General features: G+C 59.1%; 18 protein-coding genes and 1 pseudogene. 7 read left to right on the forward strand and 12 right to left on the reverse strand.

The genetic code is table 11. The features are described 5' to 3' along the window. Window positions 1-6 precede the first annotated feature (6 nt). From purN to QZ648_RS18730, 3 genes are all read right to left on the reverse strand, one after another. Window positions 7-660, reverse strand: coding sequence for a phosphoribosylglycinamide formyltransferase (gene purN / locus QZ648_RS18720; RefSeq protein WP_169065148.1), 654 nt, complete (start codon window positions 658-660; stop codon window positions 7-9). A gap of 105 nt (window positions 661-765) precedes the next feature. Next, window positions 766-1449: a DedA family protein gene (locus QZ648_RS18725; RefSeq protein ID WP_291997944.1), complete on the reverse strand. Its 684-nt coding sequence runs from the start codon at window positions 1447-1449 to the stop codon at window positions 766-768. Between the two features lie 152 nt (window positions 1450-1601). Next, window positions 1602-2474: a lipid A biosynthesis acyltransferase gene (locus QZ648_RS18730; RefSeq protein WP_291998016.1), complete on the reverse strand. Its 873-nt coding sequence runs from the start codon at window positions 2472-2474 to the stop codon at window positions 1602-1604. Window positions 2475-3122: 648 nt separating this feature from the next. Here QZ648_RS18730 and QZ648_RS18735 point away from each other — a divergent pair. Genes QZ648_RS18735 through QZ648_RS18750 form a run of 4 tightly spaced genes read left to right on the forward strand, consistent with a single transcriptional unit; the run spans window position 3123 to window position 7546 of the window. Further along, window positions 3123-3896 carry a DUF3348 family protein gene (locus QZ648_RS18735; RefSeq protein ID WP_291997945.1) on the forward strand — a complete coding sequence of 258 codons (774 nt, stop codon included), beginning with the start codon at window positions 3123-3125 and terminating at the stop codon, window positions 3894-3896. Between the two features lie 56 nt (window positions 3897-3952). Further along, window positions 3953-5971: a hypothetical protein gene (locus tag QZ648_RS18740; RefSeq protein WP_291997946.1), complete on the forward strand. Its 2019-nt coding sequence runs from the start codon at window positions 3953-3955 to the stop codon at window positions 5969-5971. Next, window positions 5971-6627, forward strand: coding sequence for an OmpA family protein (locus QZ648_RS18745; RefSeq protein ID WP_291997947.1), 657 nt, complete (start codon window positions 5971-5973; stop codon window positions 6625-6627). Before QZ648_RS18740 ends, QZ648_RS18745 begins: the two co-directional genes overlap by 1 nt. A 43-nt stretch (window positions 6628-6670) precedes the next feature. Next, window positions 6671-7546, forward strand: coding sequence for a DUF2894 domain-containing protein (locus tag QZ648_RS18750; protein ID WP_291997948.1), 876 nt, complete (start codon window positions 6671-6673; stop codon window positions 7544-7546). A gap of 74 nt (window positions 7547-7620) precedes the next feature. On the opposite strand, the gene QZ648_RS18755 is transcribed toward QZ648_RS18750, so the two are convergent. The 5 genes and pseudogenes from QZ648_RS18755 to QZ648_RS18775 form a co-directional block, all read right to left on the reverse strand. After that, window positions 7621-7956: a M48 family metallopeptidase gene (locus QZ648_RS18755; protein ID WP_291997949.1), complete on the reverse strand. Its 336-nt coding sequence runs from the start codon at window positions 7954-7956 to the stop codon at window positions 7621-7623. A 4-nt stretch (window positions 7957-7960) separates the two neighbouring features. Continuing rightward, window positions 7961-10828 carry an HsdR family type I site-specific deoxyribonuclease gene (locus QZ648_RS18760; RefSeq protein ID WP_291998017.1) on the reverse strand — a complete coding sequence of 956 codons (2868 nt, stop codon included), beginning with the start codon at window positions 10826-10828 and terminating at the stop codon, window positions 7961-7963. 87 nt (window positions 10829-10915) lie between these two features. Then, a complete protein-coding gene (locus QZ648_RS18765; protein ID WP_291997950.1) occupies window positions 10916-13045 on the reverse strand; it encodes an ATP-binding protein in 2130 nt (709 codons plus the stop codon). After that, a complete protein-coding gene (locus tag QZ648_RS18770) occupies window positions 13038-14186 on the reverse strand; it encodes a DNA cytosine methyltransferase (protein WP_291997951.1) in 1149 nt (382 codons plus the stop codon). The genes QZ648_RS18765 and QZ648_RS18770 overlap by 8 nt, the downstream gene beginning before the upstream one ends. Before the next feature lie 22 nt (window positions 14187-14208). Continuing rightward, window positions 14209-14898: pseudogene (locus tag QZ648_RS18775) on the reverse strand (N-6 DNA methylase); the annotation flags it as partial. Window positions 14899-15378: 480 nt separating this feature from the next. Between QZ648_RS18775 and QZ648_RS18780 the strand changes: the two are divergent. After that, window positions 15379-15846 carry a hypothetical protein gene (locus QZ648_RS18780; protein ID WP_291997952.1) on the forward strand — a complete coding sequence of 156 codons (468 nt, stop codon included), beginning with the start codon at window positions 15379-15381 and terminating at the stop codon, window positions 15844-15846. A 1036-nt stretch (window positions 15847-16882) separates the two neighbouring features. Here the strand turns inward: QZ648_RS18780 and QZ648_RS18785 are convergent. From QZ648_RS18785 to QZ648_RS18800, 4 genes are all read right to left on the reverse strand, one after another. Further along, window positions 16883-17302, reverse strand: coding sequence for a DsrE family protein (locus QZ648_RS18785; protein WP_291997953.1), 420 nt, complete (start codon window positions 17300-17302; stop codon window positions 16883-16885). A 357-nt stretch (window positions 17303-17659) separates the two neighbouring features. Next, window positions 17660-18385, reverse strand: coding sequence for an LrgB family protein (locus QZ648_RS18790; RefSeq protein WP_291997954.1), 726 nt, complete (start codon window positions 18383-18385; stop codon window positions 17660-17662). After that, window positions 18382-18741, reverse strand: a complete 360-nt coding sequence (locus tag QZ648_RS18795) for a CidA/LrgA family protein (RefSeq protein WP_291997955.1) — start codon at window positions 18739-18741, stop codon at window positions 18382-18384. The genes QZ648_RS18790 and QZ648_RS18795 overlap by 4 nt, the downstream gene beginning before the upstream one ends. Window positions 18742-18891: 150 nt before the next feature. Then, entirely contained in the window at window positions 18892-19155 is a 264-nt protein-coding gene (locus QZ648_RS18800) for a hypothetical protein (RefSeq protein WP_169065141.1), read from the reverse strand. 176 nt (window positions 19156-19331) lie between these two features. On the opposite strand from QZ648_RS18800, the gene hfq reads away from it, so the two are divergent. Together hfq and hflX are read left to right on the forward strand one after the other, a co-directional pair. Beyond that, a complete protein-coding gene (gene hfq / locus QZ648_RS18805) occupies window positions 19332-19571 on the forward strand; it encodes an RNA chaperone Hfq (protein ID WP_169065140.1) in 240 nt (79 codons plus the stop codon). A 111-nt stretch (window positions 19572-19682) separates the two neighbouring features. Then, window positions 19683-20855, forward strand: a complete 1173-nt coding sequence (hflX, locus tag QZ648_RS18810) for a GTPase HflX (RefSeq protein WP_291997956.1) — start codon at window positions 19683-19685, stop codon at window positions 20853-20855. Window positions 20856-20862 lie beyond the last annotated feature (7 nt).

Here is a 20862-nt window from a genome sequence, read left to right on the forward strand (position 1 = left end):
GCCGCTTCACCCCGCGAAAGTCTGCGGCGCGATCAGTGCGCCGCACTTACTCTGCGGTGAGTCGAGGACGACGCGGCCGGCGTGCACACGCAGACGCCCTTCGGCAAACCAGCGCACCGCCAGTGCATAGACCTGATGCTCGTGCGCCAGAACGCGCGCGGCGAGGGTGTCTTCGTCGTCGCCGTCGAGTACCGGCACAGCGGCCTGGACAATGATCGGGCCGTGGTCCAGGTCAGGGGTGACGAAATGTACGGTGCAGCCGTGGATGCGGACACCTTCGCTGAGCGCGCGTCGGTGCGTGTGCAGACCGGGAAAGGTCGGCAACAGCGAAGGATGGATATTGATCAGTCGACCGTCGTAGTGGCGGACAAAGGCTTCGCCAAGAATCCGCATGAAGCCGGCCAGGACCACCAGTTCGGGCGCGAAAGCGTCGATGGCCGCGGCCATGGCGGTATCGAAGTCTTCGCGGCTGGCGAACTGCCGGTGGTCAACGACGCCGGTCGGCACGCCACGCGCGGCCGCCGTTTCGAGCCCCCCCGCGTCGGGGCGGTTGGCGAGGACGGCGGCGATACGTACCGGCAGTGTTCCGGCGTCGACTGCGGCAAGTAGCGACGCCATATTGCTGCCGCGTCCGGAAATCAGGATGACGACCGAGATCATGGGCAGGCGCTCCCGCTCCCGCTGGCAGGCAGCTGGCAAGTGCGGCGGCGCAGGCGGTTCACTCGCGCTTCTCGTAGTGCTCGTTGCGCAAGGCGACGCGCCTGGTCAAGGAAGTGGGGCGGCATTTTCAGGAGGCCTTGGGCTGGGCTCGGCTTCGGCCTTGCGGTGTTGCAGCCAGCCGATGAGTAATGGCAGCAGCGAAATGGCGATAATCACCAGGATCACCAGCGTCAGATTCTTCTGAATCCACGGCAGATTGCCGAACAGGTAGCCGGCCAGGGTCAGTGAACCGACCCAGCTGACTCCGCCGACGAGGTTGAAGAAAGTGAAGCGCGCGTAGCTCATGGCGCCAATTCCGGCGACAAAGGGCGCGAAAGTGCGAAACAGTGGCAGGAAACGCGAGATGACCAGCGTCTTGCCGCCGTGCTTCTCGTAGAAGGCGTGCGTCTTGTCGAGGGCCGCCCGGTTGAAGAATCGCGATTGTTCCCAGTGGAAGACCTTGGGGCCGAAATAGCGGCCAATCTGGTAGTTGAGCATATTACCGAGGATCGCCGCGGCCATCAGCACGACCATCAAGATGGAAATGTCCATGCCACCGACCGCAGCCAGGGCGCCGGCAACGAAAAGCAGCGAGTCCCCGGGCAGGAAGGGCGTGACGACGAAACCGGTCTCGCTGAAGATGATTACGAAGAGAATGACGTAGATCCACTGCCCGTATTGCTCAACCAGCATCGCCAGATGCTTGTCGAGGTGCAGGACGATATCGATGAAGTAAGTGAGGTATTCCATGGCCGGCAGGGTGGAAGGAGGTAAGGCGCGATTCTACCGGAAGCCAGGTTGCGTCGCTGTGCTGCTTGCCGCACTTGGCTGCTGTCTGGTCGTCAGATGGCGTGCGCAGGCGTGGGCTTGCACGGCGCCGGCTTGCCGCCGCCGCGCACAGGTCAGTAGGGGCGCGGCTCACCCGGCGGGCGGGTCTTGAAGCGGCGATGGACCCAGTAGTACTGCTCGGGCATGGTCCGTACGGCGGCTTCGATCCAGGCGTTCATGCGGCGGGTATCGGCATCGACGTCGGCGCTCGGAAAGTTCGCCCACGGCTCGCCCACCTCGACTGCGTAGCCGGCGCCGCCGGGCAGAATACGCGTCACGCAGGGAACGACGGTGGCGCCGGCCAGGCGTGCCAGCCGCGACAGGCCGCTGATGGTCGCCGTCTGGACCCCAAAAAAAGGCACGAAGATCGACTCCTTGCTGCCGAAATCCATATCCGGCAGGTAGTAGAGCGGCCGGCCCGATTTCATCGCCCGGACGCTGGCGCGCACGCTTTCCTGGCGCGAGAGCAGCAGTTGATCGCCAAAGCGCAGGCGCCCGCGGTGCAGGAGGGCGTCGAAAACCGGGTCGGACTGCACGGCGTAGATGCTCGCGCTATCGAAGCGCATGGCGATGGCTGCACCGCCCGCGTCCAGCCCGACGAAGTGCGGCGTCAGCATCAGCACCGGCCGACCGGCGTCGAGCAGCTGGCGCATGTGCTCTTCGCCGCTTACCCGCAGCAGCGGCGACAAGCGCTGCGCACTTGCCCACCACAGTAGCGAACGTTCGAGGATGCTGCGGCCGAGGACCTTGAAATGTTCCTTCGCCAGGCGCCGCCGTTGCTCTTCGTCGAGTTCCGGGAAACACAGGCGCAGATTCACCAGCACGATGTGCCGGCGCCTGCCGGCAAGGCCGAAGAGCACCAGGCCAAGCGTCCGGCCGAGGAAGGCCAGGGCCGCGAGTGGCAGAAAGTGCAGCAGCCATAGCAGGGCGACGAGCAAACGACTCAGCATCGGCACGCTACTCGCGAGTTGCCTGCCTGGCGTAGGCGGGCTTGTGGGAAGTGGGTCATCAGATCAGCGGTGAGGCAGCGGATCGCCGGTCAGATCGGCAAGCGAAGCAAGGGGGGCAGGGCGGCGTATTGTATCTTGTTCTGTCGTTCGTTTTTCGCTTCGCGCTGCTTGCCTGATGCAAAGTCCGTGTCTCGGCATCACCCCGGAACGGGCGGAACAGGTGTGCCTGCGTCCCGCCCGGGAAGGATCTGGCGTGCTGCTTGCCGGCGGCAGTTCTGCAGTACTATGCGCCACCCGCAAGTGTTGACGAAGACGGGGCGGTGAAGAGGTCCGCTCGACGAAGTCACTGACGCGATTCCGGGCTGTTTGCTATCACCCCGACTGGCGAGGCTTGTGCTGGGCCAAAGTTCGAGATTGACGCCGTTTGCCGGGGCCTCATATACTCTTGCCGCCGTCGAAATCCCTGTTCTTTCCGACAGGCGTCATGTCCTCTGCCGAGCAGGGAAATGATGCAGAAGTTTCTAGCGCTTGCACTTTTACCTGCATGAACCACAGCTAGCCAAGCTCTTCTTTCAGGTTTAAAGCAATGAGTTTTCTGGAGTTTTTAAGCGATTTCGGCCGTAGCGATCTGGCCGACGCCATTTTATGACTCAAGCGCGGTCACCAAAACCGTTGCAAGGCCCTAGATTAGTTCGCTTTCTGTCTGATCTAGCTGTTGCCGATGGCGAGGTTTCGCATAAGGACTTTGCTGAACGACTCGGGCGACTAATCGCTCTGCCTGATTCCATTGCCCTGTCAATGGTGCACGCCAGGCTTTCGACGATGACCTCCGAGCCCATGCCAGAGGCAGGTGTGGCGGTGTCCAGTGAGTCGGTAATGGCCGGTTTTCTCAGAGTTCGCACGACCCTCGTGGAAACCATCGTCGATAGCTTTACTCCCGGTGCGGGCGCCTCGTGGCTAAGCTTTCCGAGGGTGACAGCGAGTACGCCGGCCGAGGAGATGGCGAGCTACAAGCGCTACCAGATGTTCTATGTGAATCAGCAACGGGAGATTGCTCTCAGAATCAACAAGCTCAGGGCCGATGTCCGCCTTACTGTCTCGGGTCGTTCAGCGAGGCTCGCCAGGCTGGTCGTCCTCGATACAGGGCTTGATGAGGCCCTTTCTGCGCCTGCCCAGAACCTGTTTGCGGAAGTTCCACGGCTGCTTGGAAAGCGCTTTGAGGATCTCTACCAGCGCCATCAGGAGACGATTGTCGACCGGGAGACCGACGATGATCGACAGTTGTGGAGTCAACCGGGAGGCTGGCTTGCGCAATTTGCGGGTGAAATGCAAGGGTCGCTGCTGGCGGAGCTTGAAGCTCGCCTGCAGCCGGTTCTTGGACTCATGGAAGCACTTAAGGAAGAGGGTGAGAGCGCTTGATAAGTAGATTGCTTTTTGCGACAGCATTTTTGTTGGGAGCCGCGGCGATTGCTGCGATGGGGCTGACGTTTATCACTTCCGATCCATTGGGCCTGGCCGTGACCGTGGTGATTGGCGGCGTCTATAGCATCGGCTTTATCGAAATTCTGCAGTTCCGGCAAGCGACGTCGACGCTCTCGAATGCGCTGTCGGGATTGTCCGGGACGACGCAGGAAGTGGGCGCTGATTTTCTTGAGCGATGGCTGGCCAGACTGCATCCGTCGTTGCAGAACTCGGTGCGGCTGCGTATCGAAGGCGAGCGTTTGGGGCTGCCCGCGCCCGTGATCACCCCCTATCTGGTCGGTCTGTTGGTCATGCTGGGCCTGTTCGGAACCTTCCTTGGCATGGTCGCCACCCTGCAGGGAGCGGTTTTTGCGCTCGAAGGAACGAATGAGTTGCAGGCCATTCGCGCCGGTCTGGCTGCGCCCATCAAAGGTCTCGGGCTCGCTTTCGGCACCTCCGTGGCCGGCGTGGCGGCGTCCGCCATGCTCGGCTTGAGTGCCACCATCAGCCGACGCGACCGAATGTCAGCCACCCGGCAGCTGGATGGCCAGGTCGCCACGACCTTCCGGGAGTTTTCTCTGGTCTACAGTCGGCAACAGGCCTTCAAGGCGGTGCAGGCGCAAGCCAAGGCGCTTCCCGACGTGGTGGAAAAACTGCATCTCCTGGCGGCGGCAATGGAGCGCATGGGTGAACAGCTGGGGGACAAGTTGATTGCCAACCAGGAGCGCTTTCACCAATCCGCAAGCAGCAGTTATTCCGAGCTCGCCAGCTCGGTCGATCGATCCCTCAGGGAAAGTGTCGTCGAGAGCGGTCGCCAGGCGATCGAGAGTGGACGGCTGCTCGGCGAGAACATCAGACCACTGATCGAAGGCCTGATCACCAGCATCGGCGCTGAAACGCAAAGAACCCATCAGCACCTGACCACCACCGCCGAACAGCAACTTGAAGGCCTGACCAGCTCGCTCCTGGAATCCTTCGATAGGCGCGCGGCTGGTTGGGCAGAACGCCAGCAGCTGGCCGACGGGGAGCGACTTGAGCTTTGGACCCGTTCCTTCGAACAGGCGGGCGAGCGCTCGCGCACTCAACACCAGGCGCTGTCGGACTCACTGCAGCAGACGGCCCGTGCAATGGCGGATACTGCCCGTGCGACTTCCAGCGGCATGCTCGCTGAAGTGAGCACTCTCCTGCAATCCTCCGAGGCCTTGGTCGAGACCCGGATCAATGCCGAAGCCTCATGGTTGCAGGGGCATGGCGAGCGCATGAATCAGCTGACGGCGACCCTGAAGGCGGAGCTGCAGGCGCTGAGAAACGACGAAGAACGACGCGGCCAGGCCGCTGTTGCCAGTCTTGCCGGCCTGGAGTCGACGGTGGCGGCACAATTGGCGAGCCTGGGGAACTCACTCGAAGAACCCATGACCCGGCTCATTCAGACAGCTTCCGAAACCCCGCGCGCTGCCGCCGAAGTGATTGCCCATCTTCGCCGCGAGATGTCGAACAACATGGAACGGGACAACGCTCTGCTTGCCGAGCGGCAGCGGATCATGAGCGAACTTGGCAGCCTGGCGACCTCACTGCAAGAGGTCACCAAGGGGCAGCGAGAAGCGGTCGAGTCCTTGCTCACCTCCGCCGCCACTCTGCTGGAGGATGTGGGCTCGCGTTTTTCCGGGCAGGTGGAGTCGGAAGCGTCGAAGCTCTCCGGAATCGCCGACAATCTGGCGGGTAAAGCGGCACAGATTGCCGATGATTTTGCCGGGAGCGCGATAGAAATGTCGAGTCTCGGCGAAGCCTTCACTCTGGCCGTCGGTCTGTTCAATGAATCGAATGGCAAGCTCGTCGAAAGCCTTGATCACATCGAGCAATCGCTGGAGAAAGCGACGATCCGCAGCGATGAGCAACTGGCCTACTACGTGGCCCAGGCCCGGGAGATCATCGATCACAGCATACTTTCCCAGAAGGAGATTTTCGAGGAATTGCGTCAGCTTCGGCGTCCTGGGAAGCGCACTTCCGAGACCGTGCGGGAAGAGGTCGGCTGATGGAAGAGCTGGAAGATGGCTTTTCCGAGGCGACGCCCATCTGGGCGATTTTCGGGGATCTCATGTCGGCACTGGTCGGCGTCTTCGTCCTGCTTCTGGTGTGGGCGCTTGGATTTCAGCTGGAACTTGCGCAGTCACTGGAACGGGAAGTCGAGAAGCGCCAGGTGGAGGAGCAGCGGCGAATGGCGCTTGAACAAGCACTGGCCGATCCGCTGGCAGCGGGCAGGGTGACCCTGCGTGACGGTCGCATCGGTATCAGCGGTAGCGTCCTGTTTTCGCTGAATTCCGACGAGTTGCAGCCAGAAGGGCGTGAGTTGCTGCGCACTCTGGTGGGACCGCTCAAGGTCTATCTGGACCAAAGAGACCAACTATTGATGGTCAGCGGCTTTACCGACGACCTGCCGATTCAGCACGGCAACAATCGCTACAGTGACAACTGGCAGTTGTCGGCGGAACGAGCGCTCACCGTGACCCGGGCATTGATCGAGGACGGCATGCCGCCAGCGATGGTCTTCGCAGCCGCGTTTGGTGCGCAGCAACCGGTCGTTTCCAATCAGGACGAGAAGGGCCGCTCGCAGAATCGTCGCGTCGAGATGGCGCCCGTGCCGCGGGCCAAGCAGCAAGGAAACGAAGCGCAGTCGTCGGATGATGGATAGGGGTGCTGATGCTGATTCTGCCAGCCTGAAAGCTGCGATACCGATGGTCTTGCCGGAAATGGGCGCTGCCGATGTCAGGGAGGTGATTGCCGATCTGGCGCGAACCGGTGCTGATCAGTTCGATCCGATTCGCTTCAGAGTCATCGAATCGATGGCCGCGAGAGCCGCGGAGCAAAGAGAATCGGTTCGCCTGATCCTGGAAAGGAAGGCGCTCATTGCACTGGTTGACTACCAGGATGATTTCGCGAGCGCACGAGAGGGTATCGCGCCCATTGCCGCCGGTATCGCCGCGCAATTCCCCGAGTCGGCTGAAATGCTTCGTTCCTTGTTGGAGGCGGGCAAGATCGGCGCGGTGCAGCGACTTGCGCTCAAGCTGAAAAGAGAAGGCGGTCGGGAGGAGGGTGCCGCAGCGGTGAGTACTCTGGCCAGCTTGACAAGGCAGATTGGCCTGAATTCGTTTGGCTCGGCTGAGGAAGACAAGGAGGTGTCTTTTGTCGACCTTTTGCAGCGACAGGAAGAGGCGGTGCTGCAGTCCTCTTTGCTGGCGAAATCGTCGCCACGATCCAGTAATGCGGTGGCGTTGGAAAAAGGGCGCCCCAAACGTCCTGGCGGCCGAGGCCGCGGCAGCAGTCACCGGGCAGCGGAGTCGACTTCTGCGCGACAGCTGCGCGAACTCCTCGAGAAACACGGTTCCGACAAGCGGGTAAAGCGCGCAATCAGCGAAGGCCCCGAGGCCCCAGGTCCCCTGAATCCACAGGCCCTGGTGATCCGCTCCCTGGCGACTCTGCGGGAGCTGTCACCGGATTACCTCAGCCGCTTTGTCGCCTATGCGGATACGCTCCTGTGGCTGGAGCAGGCCGGGGAAAAGAGCAAGCTTGCTGGTAACAAAGGAAAAAAGGGCAAGCCCAAATCGAGCTGAGTTGATCGCGCCTGATCAGCCGTCCTCGGGTTTGCTCCGCAGCGAGCATCCAAGCATAGGCGCGGCAGCGGACGTCAGTGCGCCCGCTGTAGCGAAATGTCATGCGCCACCTTCCTTAGCTCGCATTCATGTGCCTCATACTCACCCAGGTAGGCGCGCATCAGGCTTTTCCACAGTCTTCCATGGTTCGGAACAAAGAGGTGGAGAAGCTCGTGGACGATGATGTAATCCCATAGCTCTGGTTTCAGGCCGAGCAGTTCGTCATTGAAGTTCAGATGGCCGCTGGTCGTGCATGAAGCCCATTTGTTGCGCATCGGGCGCACGCTCAAGGAGACAAACTGCGCGTCCAACTTCTCGGCCCAATAACGGACGCGTTGCTTGAACGCGTGCTTTTGATCGATCGCCGTCATCACTTCAAATCCGATCTGCCTTCTCCAGCAAGGTGAACAGCTCGTCCACCATCGCTGTCACCCGATTGAGGTCGTCCGTTTCGGCGAGGATCGCGAAGGTGACTTTCTTTCTGAGCTCGCGGAGAGAGCTTTCGCTTCGCTGCCAATTTGGAAAATCAGCGAAGGCCTGGCGAATCTTGCGGCTGACCGCCTCCGCGTTCTCGATCTTTGCGTCGAGCAGGCTGCGATAGACGAAATAGGTCAGCCCATCGAATGATTTCTCCGCCTGCTCCTTCTTGCGAACCTCGTTTGTTTCGACTTCCTTGAGCAATGCCGCCAGCGCCTCGGCGGTGCTCGTCTGGCGTTGCTCGAAACTCTCCTGCACCGCCCTCGCCCGCTCCGCCATGGCGATGAGGTAAGGGTCATCGCTGCCTTCCTCAGCGAGTTTCTCGATGCTCTTGATCAGGTTGATGACTTTGCTGCCATCCCCGCCGCTCTTGTTCTTGATCAGCTCAAGAGTATTGCCATCGATCGCGACAATCTCGCCCAAACCGCCGACGCCATAGCTGCCGACCTGCTGCTGCACCAGATGGTTGGTCTTGGCCTGAAACTCGCGGTCGACCATCACGGTCCTGGTGTAGGCCTTCCTGACGACCTGGTAAATCGCCGATAAGGTTCCATAGTCGGCAATGAACGGGCGCAGGAAGGCATCGGGCGAGATGATCTCGTAGAGCATCTCGATCTCCTTGTATTCCTTGAAAAATTCCTTGCGCCGTTCGGGGTCGCGGAAGTGCTCGATGAGGGTGTCCACGTCCTTGTCGTTGAATTGCTGCTCGATCAGGCCGAGGTAGTCCGGAGCCTTGGACTCCATCTTGTTTTTGAAGAGCACCTTCAGGAGCTTCAGATCCTTGACGATGGCGTTGATCTCGTCGCTGTCGAAAGCCAGCGCCTTTTCGAGCTTGTCGAAGATGCCGACGAAATCGAGGACGAAGCCGTGCGGCTTCACCATCTCCTGGGCCTCGTTCTCGTAGGGGCGGTTCACCCGCGCGATGGCCTGCAGCAGGGTGTGGTCGCGCATCGGCTTGTCGAGATACATGGCGTAGAGCACGGGTGCGTCGAAGCCGGTGAGCAGTTTCTCGGTGACGATCAGCATCTTCGGCTGCTGTTCGAGCTTGCCGAAGCTCTTGCGGATCTGCCGCTCCTTCTTCGGGTCGAGGTGGAATTCCTTGAGCAGGGCGGAGTCGTTGTGGCTGCCGGTGTAAACGACCTCGGAATACTCGGGCGGCAGGAACCGATCGAGGGCGTGCTTGTAGTGCGCGCAGGCTTCGCGATCCACGCCGACGAGGAAGGCCTTGTAGCCGAGCGGCTCGACGTTCTCGCGGTAATGCTCGGCGACGAACTGCGCCACCTGCTGGATGCGCTCCCTGCCCTTGAGGAAGTTCTTCAGGTTCACCGCCCGCTCGAGAATCTTGTTCAGCTCCTCGATGTCGGCCACGCCCTCGGCTTCGGCAAGTGAGAGGAACTCCTTGTCCAGCGTCTCGTGCGGGACGAGCATTTCGTTCGGCGCAAGCTGGTAGTACAGCGGCAGCGTGGTGCCGTCCTCGATGCTGTCGGCGATGGAATACTTGTGCAGGTAGCCTTGGTCGTCCTCGCAGCCGAAAGTCTTGAAAGTGCCCTTGCCGTAAACGGTCTTGTCCACCGGGGTGCCGGTGAAACCGAGGTAGGTCGCGTTCGGCAGGCCGGCCATCAGGAAGTTGCCGAGGTCGCCGCCGGTGGTGCGGTGCGCTTCGTCGATGAGCACGTAGACGTTCGAGCGCGTGTTGAGATCCGCCGGCATGTCGCGGAACTTGTGCATCATCGTCACGATGATGCCCCGGTAGTCGTCGCGCAGCAGCTGGTTGAGCCGGGCGATGCTACGGGCGTGCTCCAGGTTGCCCAGGCCGAGCGCAGCGAGGTTCTTGAGCATCTGGTCTTCCAGCTCGTTGCGGTCGATCATCAGCAGGACAGTCGGCTTGTCCGCCTCGGGCGCGCGGAAGAGCCGCTCCGCCGCCTTGATCATGGTGAAGGTCTTGCCGCTGCCCTGGGTGTGCCAGACGAGGCCGCGCCTGCGCTTGGGATCGAGAGCGCGGCTGACGGTGGCCTCGACCGCGCCGGTCTGGTGCTGGCGCAGGATGTATTTGTTGAGCTCCTCGTCCTTCTCGGCAAAGACGATGTAGTCCTTCAGCGTCCTCAGAATGTTTTCAATGGAACAGAAGGATTTGACCTTGGTTTCGAGGCGTCCCGGAAGATCGGAAAAGCTGTCCGCAGATTTCGCAGATTTCCGCAGATTTGATTCGATCACTTTTAAATCTGCGGAAATCTGCGCAATCTGCGGATCAAGCAGTTTCCAGTTGAAGATATTGCGCCGCACGGTATTCCAGCTCACGCCGTAGGAAAAGCCGATGGCGTCCGTAGCGGTAAAAAGCTGTTGCGGGACGAACAGCTCGGGCGTCTCGCGGTGGTAACGGCGGATCTGGTCCACCCCCAGGGCAATCGCCTCGTCCTTGTTGGCGTTCTTGCACTCGATCACCAGCACCGGGATGCCGTTGATGAGAAAGACGACATCCTCCCGAGTGCCGTAGTGGCCGTTGTGAAAAGCCCACTCCTCGGTGACCTCAAAGACATTGCGCGCCGGGTCGTCGTAATCAATCAGGATCAGGTCGCGCTCGCGCTTGCCCTCGTGGTCGAAGAACTTGCTCCGGTTGCGCAGCTGCTCGACGAATTCCCGGTTGCCGTAGATGCCGGTGTGGAGATGGCGGAACTGCCCGAGCAAGGCGCCAGGGCCTTCCGCGTAGCGCGGGTTGAATTCCCGCAGCTCGCCGTCAAGCAGTTGGTCGAAGAAGAGGGAACAGATTCAACACATAAAATATGAATAACCAAAGGCTCACCCATCCCAACTGGTAGCCAACTTTCAGGCCATGTAATTTCCATCAGCTCAGGTTTAAAAAATCGTAGGCGAGCTGTCGCCGGAGTTTATCTCACTAAGAATTTCTTCTGGGAACGTCTGTTTTTCTGAATAACGTTTCAAAAGCTCGATTGCTTCAGGGCCGCCAAAATTCGCAATTTGTTGCATCCGCTGGTCGTCCTTCCCCGGCATTGACACTTGCAAAAGCGCTTCCAGGTAAGTTACATGAAGATGCCGTGCATCCACCAAAACATCAGACCACCGCTTGATAGTTATTGAATTATCAAATTCACGAATCCCACCCTTTTCGTGACCAATTAAGATGCCCGTTATCTTAATGTCTTCGTAGTTATAGACGCGACTCACTATTTCAAGGTAGTTGCTGAGTTGTTTGTACTCTTCTGGCTGAAGAGTCTTACTCCCCTCCGGGCCTTTCAACTCATAAATTACAATCTCTCTTTCGACAGCTGGATCAGCGAGAAAGACGAAATCAGGCTTCAACCTACCCTCAGCGGAGCCAATTTCCCACTCGCCGCTTTCTTTGTTTGGAACATGCTTTTTTCTGACTAATGTTCGCAAAGTTTGATTTGCCGTCAAAAACTCGTTCTTCGGATCAATGAGCCAAGGGAATTTCTCGATGAGCCTTTGAAGATGCGTTTCGGTTCTTTCCTGTTCGATCATTTTCGTCATCGACGTTATCGCACCAATTCTCTGAGCCATCGTTAGCGCCAGATTCATTGCCTCCGGAACCATACTGTCTTTCAATTTTTGGAGAAGTTTTGCGAGTAGTTCAGGCGAAGCCTGGGGCGTAGAGACGATCTCCTTCCAGATGCTCTGAGTGAGCATTCTTGTGGGTTCATGGGTCCAAGCTGACGCAATTCTCACCATCGCCTTTTCTTTAGCCTCCTCATTATTACCAAGGTCGACGAAGACTTCCGATAGTAGCCCTGCTAGAGCTTCCTCCTCTTGCCCGGAAAGATTAATTTTTTGCGCACGAATCTTTTCGATGATTTCTTTCTTAGGAAGACTCTGGCGCCATTTTTGATAGGCACTCACCCATTCACCCATCTTCTTCAAACCCCATTCGTGAAATGGCTCAGTTTCGTTTGTCTCCCAATCAATTGACCGTCTATCTGTCGAAACAACATCCTCGTCGAGTTGATCAATCCAATCAGCTTCAACCACACCATAGACATAGCGACTGTATACTTCCTTTCCTCGAAGATCGAAAAAAAACGGACGATCTTGTGCAATTTTACCATGAGCGTAAATGCCGATACCTGCATTCTCAATAGACCAGTCTGAATCATTGATATTTACGAAGCGCACCCAGAACTTCATCTCTCGATTTTTACCATTGATTTCAACGGTCTCAGTCCTCGGGCTATCCATCGTCCCAATTGAGAAGTCATGAAATGAGGGAAGCGCATCAACGGGATCAATCGGTTTTGCGTTTACAGTAACCGTGAAATCCGGCCGGAGCATCGTCACAGTAAAACGCCTAGCTAGCGATTTAAGCAAAACATCTGGATTGATCGACTTTTTTATGGTGGTATCGAAGAGCCTAATGCAAACCCCACCCTCACCTTTTTGAAAACTCGAAATTAAGGATTTAAGCTGACTGCTCAAATCATGAGTCTTAGCAAGCGCAAGGAAGTCGTCGCAGCCAATATTATCTGCAATTACATGAGGTTTATATTTTCCGCTCATTCCGAACCCTACTATATCATCGAGCGAAAACCTGAGCCAATTACATTTGCTATCCGTTGCTTTGAGCGCTGAGGGCCTCATTTTTGGATTAGCCACCGATATAATATCGACCGTTTTAGCGATTCCGAAACCTGCGAGTTTGCCAATGCCCTTTCGTCCCATAAGCAGCCTATTTTCAGCAGACTTTTCGGAAGGATGGGTTCTTCGGTTTCTTGCGATTACGAGAAATTCATCAATTAGCTCATCGCGAGTCATGCCCCTGCCGTTATCAGTAATTGAAATTATTCTGTCATCGTCGCTCGATATAAGTTGGATTTCAACTTTTGAAGCGTCAGCGTCCCACGAGTTCGAGACAAATTCGGAGATGACATTCGTTGGTTTATTTTGGTAGAGCTTAATCCCAAGGTGCTCAATCACACGATTTGAAAACTCTAGTAGAAACGGTCGATTATTCATGATATTTTGTGATGTGTTGGAGGCAGTGTCGGGAAATCGTTTCCGCAAAGAGAGGAGGCAAGGCGTTTCCTATGATGTTGCAAACATGGTCAATGTATGGGCTATCGAAGACGTAATCCTCTGGGAAAGACTGTAGTAACGCCGCTTCTCTAACCGAGATTGTTCTAAGTGCTGTCGGATGCCCAAATCTGCCTTTACTAAGAGTCGCACATCCACCAGTGATTGTAGGTGCGGGTTCATTTAGTTTCATCCTTCCGTAAACATTTGAGAAACCAGAATTGCTGTCCTTATGACAATCCGGTCTCAAATTCACGGGTAGACTACTCCTAGAGACTCCCTGCTTCGTTGCGCGCAACCTTTCTTTGGTTAGTTCAGAAATCGTTCTGGTCACGTGCCAATTAACAACTCGTGGATCGCTTCCCTTTCCAAACATTTGCAGCTCTTTGGGCTTCCCTCGTTTGTTTGGATACAATGCGTCTTTGAAAGTAACCCATGGTAGTTTCCCACTGGAGCTATCGCGGGAGTGGGTTGGTGATGGGATAGAAAGCGGTCCAAGTCTACTTCCCAGAACCACAAGCCGCCTCCTTCGTTGCGGAACACCATAGTCGGCAACTTCCAGGACTTCGAAATTAATCGTATAGCCGCCATCCTCTAAGGCTCCCATAGCCTTATAAAAAAGGTCTTTCCCTTTTGCGGCAAGCCCAGGAACGTTTTCCATCATAAAGACTTTCGGCCGGATCTCGTTAATGAGACGCTCAACTTCTAAAACTAGTTTATTCCGGGGGTCTTCTCGCCTGTGCTTCGACGTAAGCTGGCTGAATCCCTGACAAGGAGGGCAGGCCGCAATAAGGTCAATCTCACCGCTTGGCGAAGTTTTTTTTATCTGTTCCCCAGATAACTCCCTAATATCGTTCTTGAAAAGTATTGTGTTTGGATGGTTCCGCTCGTAAGTCCTGCAAGCTTCCTTCTCTATCTCCACAGCAGCTGTCACCGTAAATCCAGCTACCCTCAAGCCCTGGGTTAGCCCGCCTCCCCCACAGAAGAGGTCCGAAGCGATCAGAAGTGGGCGTTTACTTCGTGGGTTCAGTGAAGTGTTTTTTGAATGTTCCATTTTAGGTATAAAGTAGTATTTTCCAGACACGTATGGTTTTTCCTTTTGACTAGCAACGCTTGCTCCAAAGAGTCGGAAAGAAGTAGAGGACGCTCTCAACGAAGTCTTGATCGACGAACCACTGGCGGACGGTCTTCTCCTTGTTGGTGCCGGCGTTGCCCGAGCCGCGCGAGGCGGCGCCGGTGTCGAGGACGATGGCGGCGCGGCCGGTGGCATTGAGGCTGGCGTGCATGTGCTGGACCCAGCCCCAGTCGGCGGAGGATTTGCCGGGGAAGCCGGCGCCGGCGGGGAAGCGGTCGAGTTCGTCGTTGTCGTAGTCGGCCTCGGTGAACCAGTCCTGGTTCCACATGGGGTTGGCGACGACGCGGTCGATGATGCCCTGCAGGAGCGGGTTTTCCCGGGCGATGGCCCGCATGTGGCTGGTGACACCTTCGCCGATCCTGTCGGCGAGCTTGCGGATGACGGACCAGACCGGCTGCTCGGGATCCTGCGGCACGAGGGGGAGGTAGAAGCGGACCAGCTTGTGGTCCGCTTTGGCGAGCTGGAAGGCCTTCCTGCGCGAGCCGACTTCAGTGGCGATGCGGTTCAGCTCGTCGTCGAAGACGTCGCAAAGGCGCTTCGTGAAAATGAGGGGGAGGATGTAGTCCTTGTATTTCGGCGCGTCCTTGGCGCCGCGGATGGAGCAGGCGGCGTCCCAGATCCAGGATTCGAGTGATTTTTCTCTACCGTTATTGCTTGCCATCAGCATTGAACCCTTTGCTGTCTGCTTTTTTATGGGGACCGAGCGAGATTTTGAAACATCCTGCCATTGTGCAAGCTGGAAGGGAGCGCTGAAGGACGGCTTTATGCCAAAAGACAGCGCCCGGTGATCCTACTACAAAGCAGCCATCGACCAGCAATCGAGCGTGACGCGCGGCCGTCGAGCCCGCTCGATGGGGAGTCGTTGGCGCCCGAAGATGGCCCTTGGCTTCTTCATTCGTCGCGGCGGGCGCACAAATGGGGATCGCCCGATTGATCGGGCAATGGCCAGGAGCCGGCGTGGCGATGGCTTGTGCGGAGCCGCACTATCGGCGCTCGTGCGGCGCTTTGCCGCGCTGCACGGCATGCCCGCAGGGACTCGCCGCAGCGCAGCCGAGCACAGCCTATTGACGGCCCTGCTCGGCGCGCGGGATACTGCCGGCGCGCCGTTGCTTTTTCTCGTTTTATCAAGGAGAAAACACTCATGAGCCAAAATCTCGTAACGCTGCATATCAGCCCCGACGACCTGGCGGCGATAGCCGCCGCGATCACGACCCTGCAGGAGAAGCTCGGCGGCCTGATCGAACTTTCGGTCGACCAGCGGCGCAGCCTGACCAAGATGGGCGACAAGTCGGAAGCCTTTTGCCGACAGACGCTGATGGTCCTGGCGCAGAACAAGCAGATCATCCCGCCGGAACTCGATCTCGCCGAAGCCGAGCGCGATCTTCGCAACCTCGATCTCTTGCGCCCGCACCTCGCCAACCTGAGGCAGCTGGTGAGCAAGGCCGATGACACCGAAATGGCGCTCGGTAGCGACATCCTGACGGCCGCGCTCGAAGGTTACGCGCTGGCCAAGGTCTTCGGCAAGGGCGCCGGGCTCGATGCCTTGAAGGAAGCAATGGCCGCGCGCTACAGCCGCAAGCGTCACGCGACCCCGGTCGCCACGGCCTGAGCGCCGCGACAGGCGTCGCGCTCGGCGCGCAAGGCTCGGAGCTTCAGGCGCAAGGCTCCGAGCTGCGATGGCAAGCTTCCGATGCCTGGCCGCACGCCTCTGAACTTCCCTGTGCAAGCCACAAAGGCTTGGCCGCAAGGCAAAAAGCCTTGCCCGCAAAGCTTCGCGGCTCGATCGAGATGAAAAATGGCAGCAAGTACAGGCTTTCCGACCTTGCGCGCAAGGCTTTGTACTTCGCGCGCAAGGATCAAAGCCTCGCCGTGCAAGCTTTCTTGCCTTGCACGTCGAGCAAAAAGGCTTGCGGGAAAGGCTTTTTTTCGTGTCGGTGAAGCGCCGCGCCTTGCCCGCGAAGCTCGGAGCCTTGCCGGGACAGTTCGCCGGGACGCCGATCAAGCCAAAATCTTCGCTGCAGCACTCATCGGGCTGACGAACGCGGATCAAAGGCTTGCGCTACGAGCACAGGGGCTGGCGCATCGAGCAAAGGGGCTGGCGCATCGAGCGCTCGTGCTTGCGCATCGAGCAAGAAGCCTCGCCTACGCGGTCGCTGCGGCCCACCGCCGTCCCTCCCGGGCAGCCTGCCAGGCGCTGCTCGACTCATGTTCGCTCCGCAAGGCGCCACGACAGCCCCTGGATAAAGTCGCGAACACCCTGGCGAACGCGGACGCTGTCGATCGCCGGCTGCTCGCACCCCAATTGCGCTATCACCCGTATCTGCGCTGCTGGCAGCCAGCGCTCCATTGCTGTCGGTCGTGCCGTCGGCAACTGGCACGATAGGCGCCTGTGGGCTGTCGCGCTACGCAGCGCGTAAGCGCGTAAGCGGGTATTGCCAGCTAGTCGAGTTTGCCCGGCAAGCGTTCAGCCCGGCGAGGGTGAGGTCTAAGGACGGGTGTACAGAAGCGGGGCATTCTTCCGCTTGCTGACAGGTCGTGCACTGATTCAGGGGATGGGGGCTCTGGGCTCTGGGTATCCAGCAGCTCGGTCGCGTTTCGATGCCTGAACGAAGGGCGGAATGGATGCCCTGCGTTCACTCTGGCACTTACCACGACAAGGTCTTGGTATCGTCCTTGAACAATGCGCTACCGAGCAGCTCCGGATTGCCGATCTGGAAGCCGGGCAGCAGGTCGGACGCCTGGACATCGAACTGCTGCATGCAGTAATGGCATACCAATACGCTCGCGCCCTTGTTCATCAGTTCGGCGAGTGCCTTTTGGTGATCCGCATGTTTCTCGGTGTACTTGCTGGAAGCGAGAAGGATGCCGCTTTCATTCAGCCAGATCGTCAAGGGGTGTCCTCTGCTGCGCTGCAGTTCGGCAAAATGAAGTACGTGGCCAACGCGCCGTGTCGCATCGCTCGATAGGGCAATGAACAGGGGATCTGTCTCGCCAGCCAGGACCGGATTCGAGAAACCGCCAACGAGCAGCGCCAAAGCAATCAAGACAGTTCTGAGGGACTTCATGGTGACCTCCAACAAGAAGCGAATTCGAAACCGGGTCGTTTCGCTCTGCGATCGACCCCTTGGCAAGTATCGCAGGCGAGCAATGAGCTGTCGTGTGACATCTTGTCGCAAGCTGGTTTGACGACGAAGGCGCCCAAGTTCAAGCGTGGCCGGTAATTGAGACGGCGGACCGCTATGTCACCGGAGGCCTTGTGCGTCCGAGAGGGCGTGTTGACCGCGCGATCAGGCTGCAGCAGCCAGCCTTCTCACGGGTGTCAGGCAGGAGCCGAGCTGCAGCCTGCTGTCACCCGATTCCTCGGACGATTGGGCGGGCCGATGTTGCTCGCCAGCGTTGCTGGCGCAGGGGTTGCCGGGACCCTACCCCAGCAGCAGCCAAGGAATCAGCACCGGTAGCAGCAGCGCCGTGGTCAGGCCGTTGAGGCCCATCGCCAGGGCGGCGAAGGCGCCCATTTGTTCGCTGTCCTGGAAGGCGCGGGCGGTACCGATGCCGTGCGCGGCGATACCGAGGGCGAAGCCGCGCACGCTGTCGTCGTCGATGTGCAGGGCGCGGTAGATGTAGCGCGCGCCGATGGCGCCGATGACGCCGGTGGTGATCACCAGGACGGCGGTCAGCGACGGCAGGCCGCCGATGCGTTCGGCGATGCCCATGGCAATCGGGGTGGTGACCGACTTCGGAGCCAGCGAGAGCAGGGTCGCCTTGCTGGCACCAAGAATGCCGCCGATGGCCACTGCCGAGAGCGCGGCGGTCAGCGAGCCGACGAGCAGGGCGCCGAGCAGCGGGATGGCCAGGCGCTTCAGGCGGTCGAGCTGGGCGTAGAGCGGAATGGCCAGGGCGACGGTCGCCGGGCCGAGCAGGAAATGGACGAACTGCGCGCCGTCGAAGTAAGTGCCGTACGGCGTATCGGTGAGCCAGAGCAGGCTGACCAGAGTCGCTACCGCGAGCAGCACCGGGTTGGCCAGCGGATGGCCATGGCAGCGCTTGTTTACATGGACTGCGCCCTGGTAGGCGAGCAGCGTCAGGGTGAGGCCGAGCAGCGGCGAGGCGGCGAGGTATACCCAGATCTCGTCGAAGCGGGCGTTCATGGCGCGTCGCTCCGGTGATCGCGGCGCCGGGCCAGGAAACGCAAGTTCAGGGCGGTGACGGCGATGGTGATCAGAGTGCTGCCGAGCAGGGAAAGGGCCAGCGCCAGCCACTCGTCGGACATGCGCTGGAAGTGCAGCATGATGCCGGTGCCGGCGGGAACGAAGAGCAGCGAAAGGTGTTGCAGGAGCCCCTGTGCGGTACCGCGCAGTTCGGGGGAGGGGCCGCCGCGCGCGACGAGGGTGGCGAAGAGCAGGGCCATGCCGATGACCGGGCCCGGAATCGGCAAAGCCAGCGTCCTGGCAATGACTTCGCCGATCAGCTGAAAAACCAGGAGCAGGGTGATGGCGCCAATCATGCGGACGGTTTCCAGGGGGCGGTGAGATTGCAGCCAGGGTAGCGGGCGCTCGAATGGCGATTCGCCGTAGCGGGGCAGGAGAAGGCAAGGGCGGGCGCGAGACGGTGCGAGCAGGTGACGTGGTCATGCGGGCGCGCCAGCCCTGACGAGCTACTTCGGGTCATCCTCGTTTTCGGCCTGCAGCGTTTCCTGCAGGCTTTCGAGGTCCTTGCGGTTTTGCCGAAAAAAGAAGCGCAGGCCCCACACCAGGCCTGTGACGATGAGCGCCAGCAGCGCGATGGCTCCCCAATCGAGGTCGCCCGATGACCCTGGCTGCATCTGTTCCTCCTTTGCGTGATGAAAGACCTTGCCGGTGTGCGCCAAGCGGCCGCTTCGTGGCAGGTAGCGGCCGTGTCGGAAAACGACGTGGCGCATGCCTTTGCAAGACTACTATAGCCGCTGGCCCAAATCGCAGCATCGTCGCCGGAACGGTGGCCACTGGGCTCCAGAGGTAGCGGGTGTCGATTCCCCTTTGACCTTGATATGGCAAACGACACTGAAATCAATTATGCTGGCCTCTCCAAAACACGAATAAACATGGAGTTCGCAGGATGAATAATAAAGGGCAACTTCTACAAGACCCGTTTCTTAATACCTTGCGGCGGGAACGGGTTCCCGTTTCGATCTACCTGGTGAATGGTATCAAGCTGCAGGGTCAGGTCGAATCCTTCGACCAGTACGTCGTCCTGCTCAAGAACACGGTTACCCAGATGGTATACAAACACGCTATTTCGACGGTCGTTCCTTCGCGTCCGATTACCATCCAGCAGGATGCCAACGGCGACGGCTGATTGATCAGCTTCTGGTCACGTGGGCGTCAGGTCGCGCCCCGGCTCCGCTTTTCCGATTTTTGACCTGCTCCGATCTTTTCAGGTCGGAGCCAATTCTCCTGGAACAATTGCATGCATGAGCGTCCCTCAGGCGAGGAACGGGCGGTCATCGTCCAGCTCGATTTCGGCCGCGACGACCTGTCCGAGCAACTTGAAGAGGTTCGTCTGCTGACACTTTCTGCGGGCGCATCGATCAGTGCGGTGGTGCATGGTCGTCGCCACAGCCCGGATGCGGCGACTTATGCCGGTAAGGGCAAGGTCCAGGAAGTGGCTGCCGAAGTGCTGGCGCACGAGGCCGACCTGGTAATCTTCAATCACGAATTGAGCGCTGGTCAGGAGCGCAATCTCGAGCAGGCCCTGCAGTGTCGCGTCATCGATCGGACCAGCCTGATTCTTGACATCTTCGCGCAGCGGGCAAAGAGCGCCGAAGGCAAATTGCAGGTCGAACTGGCACAGCTCGAACACCTGTCGACGCGGCTGGTTCGTGGCTGGACGCACCTGGAGCGGCAGAAAGGCGGTATAGGTCTGCGCGGTCCAGGCGAAACGCAGCTGGAAACCGACCGTCGCCTGCTCGGTCTGCGGGTCAAGTCGCTCAAGGAACGGCTGGTCAAGCTCGAACGTCAGCGTGGCGTGCAGCGCAAGGCGCGCGGGCGAGGCGAGTTGCTGAACGTGTCCCTGGTCGGCTATACCAACGCCGGCAAATCGACGCTGTTCAATGCGCTCACCCACGCTGGCGTTTTTGCTGCCGACCAGCTTTTCGCGACGCTGGATACGACGACGCGCAAGCTGTGGCTGGCCGAGGTTGGCCATATCGTGCTTTCCGACACCGTCGGCTTCATCCGCGATCTGCCGCACTCGCTGGTGGCTGCTTTTCACGCTACGCTAGAAGCGACAGCCGAGGCCGATCTGTTGCTGCACGTGGTCGATTCGGCGAGTCCGGCGCGTGATGAACAGGTGGGCGATGTCAACAAGGTGCTTGCCGAGATCGGCGCCGCCGAGGTCCCGCAACTGATGGTACTCAACAAGCGCGATCTGACCGGCCTGCCGCCGACGGTCGAACGGGATGAATATGGTACACTCCTGCGGGTTCGCGTCAGCGCTCGTTGCGGCGACGGTCTGTCGCTGCTGCGCGAAGCCTTGGCAGAAATCGCTCTCGCCAAGACCCGAAACCTGCCTCAGCGGGTGTCCGGCGACGCTGCTTTACAGGATATGGATATGGTTTTCGATTCAGATGGTTCCGCATGATTTCAAG

The sequence above is a fragment of the Candidatus Accumulibacter sp. ACC012 genome (assembly GCF_907163155.1).
In the GTDB taxonomy this organism is placed as follows: Bacteria; Pseudomonadota; Gammaproteobacteria; order Burkholderiales; family Rhodocyclaceae; genus Accumulibacter; species Accumulibacter delftensis.

What these genes read in the sequence shown, in the direction of transcription:
- QZ648_RS18745 (WP_291997947.1), top strand. Translation starts at nt 5,971, where the DNA reads ATGGAAGAGCTGGAAGATGGCTTTTCCGAGGCGACGCCCATCTGGGCG.
- QZ648_RS18735 (WP_291997945.1), top strand. Translation starts at nt 3,123, where the DNA reads ATGACTCAAGCGCGGTCACCAAAACCGTTGCAAGGCCCTAGATTAGTT.
- QZ648_RS18795 (WP_291997955.1), bottom strand. Translation starts at nt 18,741, where the DNA reads ATGATTGGCGCCATCACCCTGCTCCTGGTTTTTCAGCTGATCGGCGAA.
- QZ648_RS18755 (WP_291997949.1), bottom strand. Translation starts at nt 7,956, where the DNA reads ATGACGGCGATCGATCAAAAGCACGCGTTCAAGCAACGCGTCCGTTAT.
- QZ648_RS18725 (WP_291997944.1), bottom strand. Translation starts at nt 1,449, where the DNA reads ATGGAATACCTCACTTACTTCATCGATATCGTCCTGCACCTCGACAAG.
- QZ648_RS18765 (WP_291997950.1), bottom strand. Translation starts at nt 13,045, where the DNA reads ATGAATAATCGACCGTTTCTACTAGAGTTTTCAAATCGTGTGATTGAG.
- QZ648_RS18800 (WP_169065141.1), bottom strand. Translation starts at nt 19,155, where the DNA reads ATGCGCCACGTCGTTTTCCGACACGGCCGCTACCTGCCACGAAGCGGC.
- QZ648_RS18740 (WP_291997946.1), top strand. Translation starts at nt 3,953, where the DNA reads ATGGGGCTGACGTTTATCACTTCCGATCCATTGGGCCTGGCCGTGACC.
- purN (WP_169065148.1), bottom strand. Translation starts at nt 660, where the DNA reads ATGATCTCGGTCGTCATCCTGATTTCCGGACGCGGCAGCAATATGGCG.
- QZ648_RS18750 (WP_291997948.1), top strand. Translation starts at nt 6,671, where the DNA reads ATGGTCTTGCCGGAAATGGGCGCTGCCGATGTCAGGGAGGTGATTGCC.
- hfq (WP_169065140.1), top strand. Translation starts at nt 19,332, where the DNA reads ATGAATAATAAAGGGCAACTTCTACAAGACCCGTTTCTTAATACCTTG.
- QZ648_RS18785 (WP_291997953.1), bottom strand. Translation starts at nt 17,302, where the DNA reads ATGAAGTCCCTCAGAACTGTCTTGATTGCTTTGGCGCTGCTCGTTGGC.
- QZ648_RS18790 (WP_291997954.1), bottom strand. Translation starts at nt 18,385, where the DNA reads ATGAACGCCCGCTTCGACGAGATCTGGGTATACCTCGCCGCCTCGCCG.
- hflX (WP_291997956.1), top strand. Translation starts at nt 19,683, where the DNA reads ATGCATGAGCGTCCCTCAGGCGAGGAACGGGCGGTCATCGTCCAGCTC.
- QZ648_RS18780 (WP_291997952.1), top strand. Translation starts at nt 15,379, where the DNA reads ATGAGCCAAAATCTCGTAACGCTGCATATCAGCCCCGACGACCTGGCG.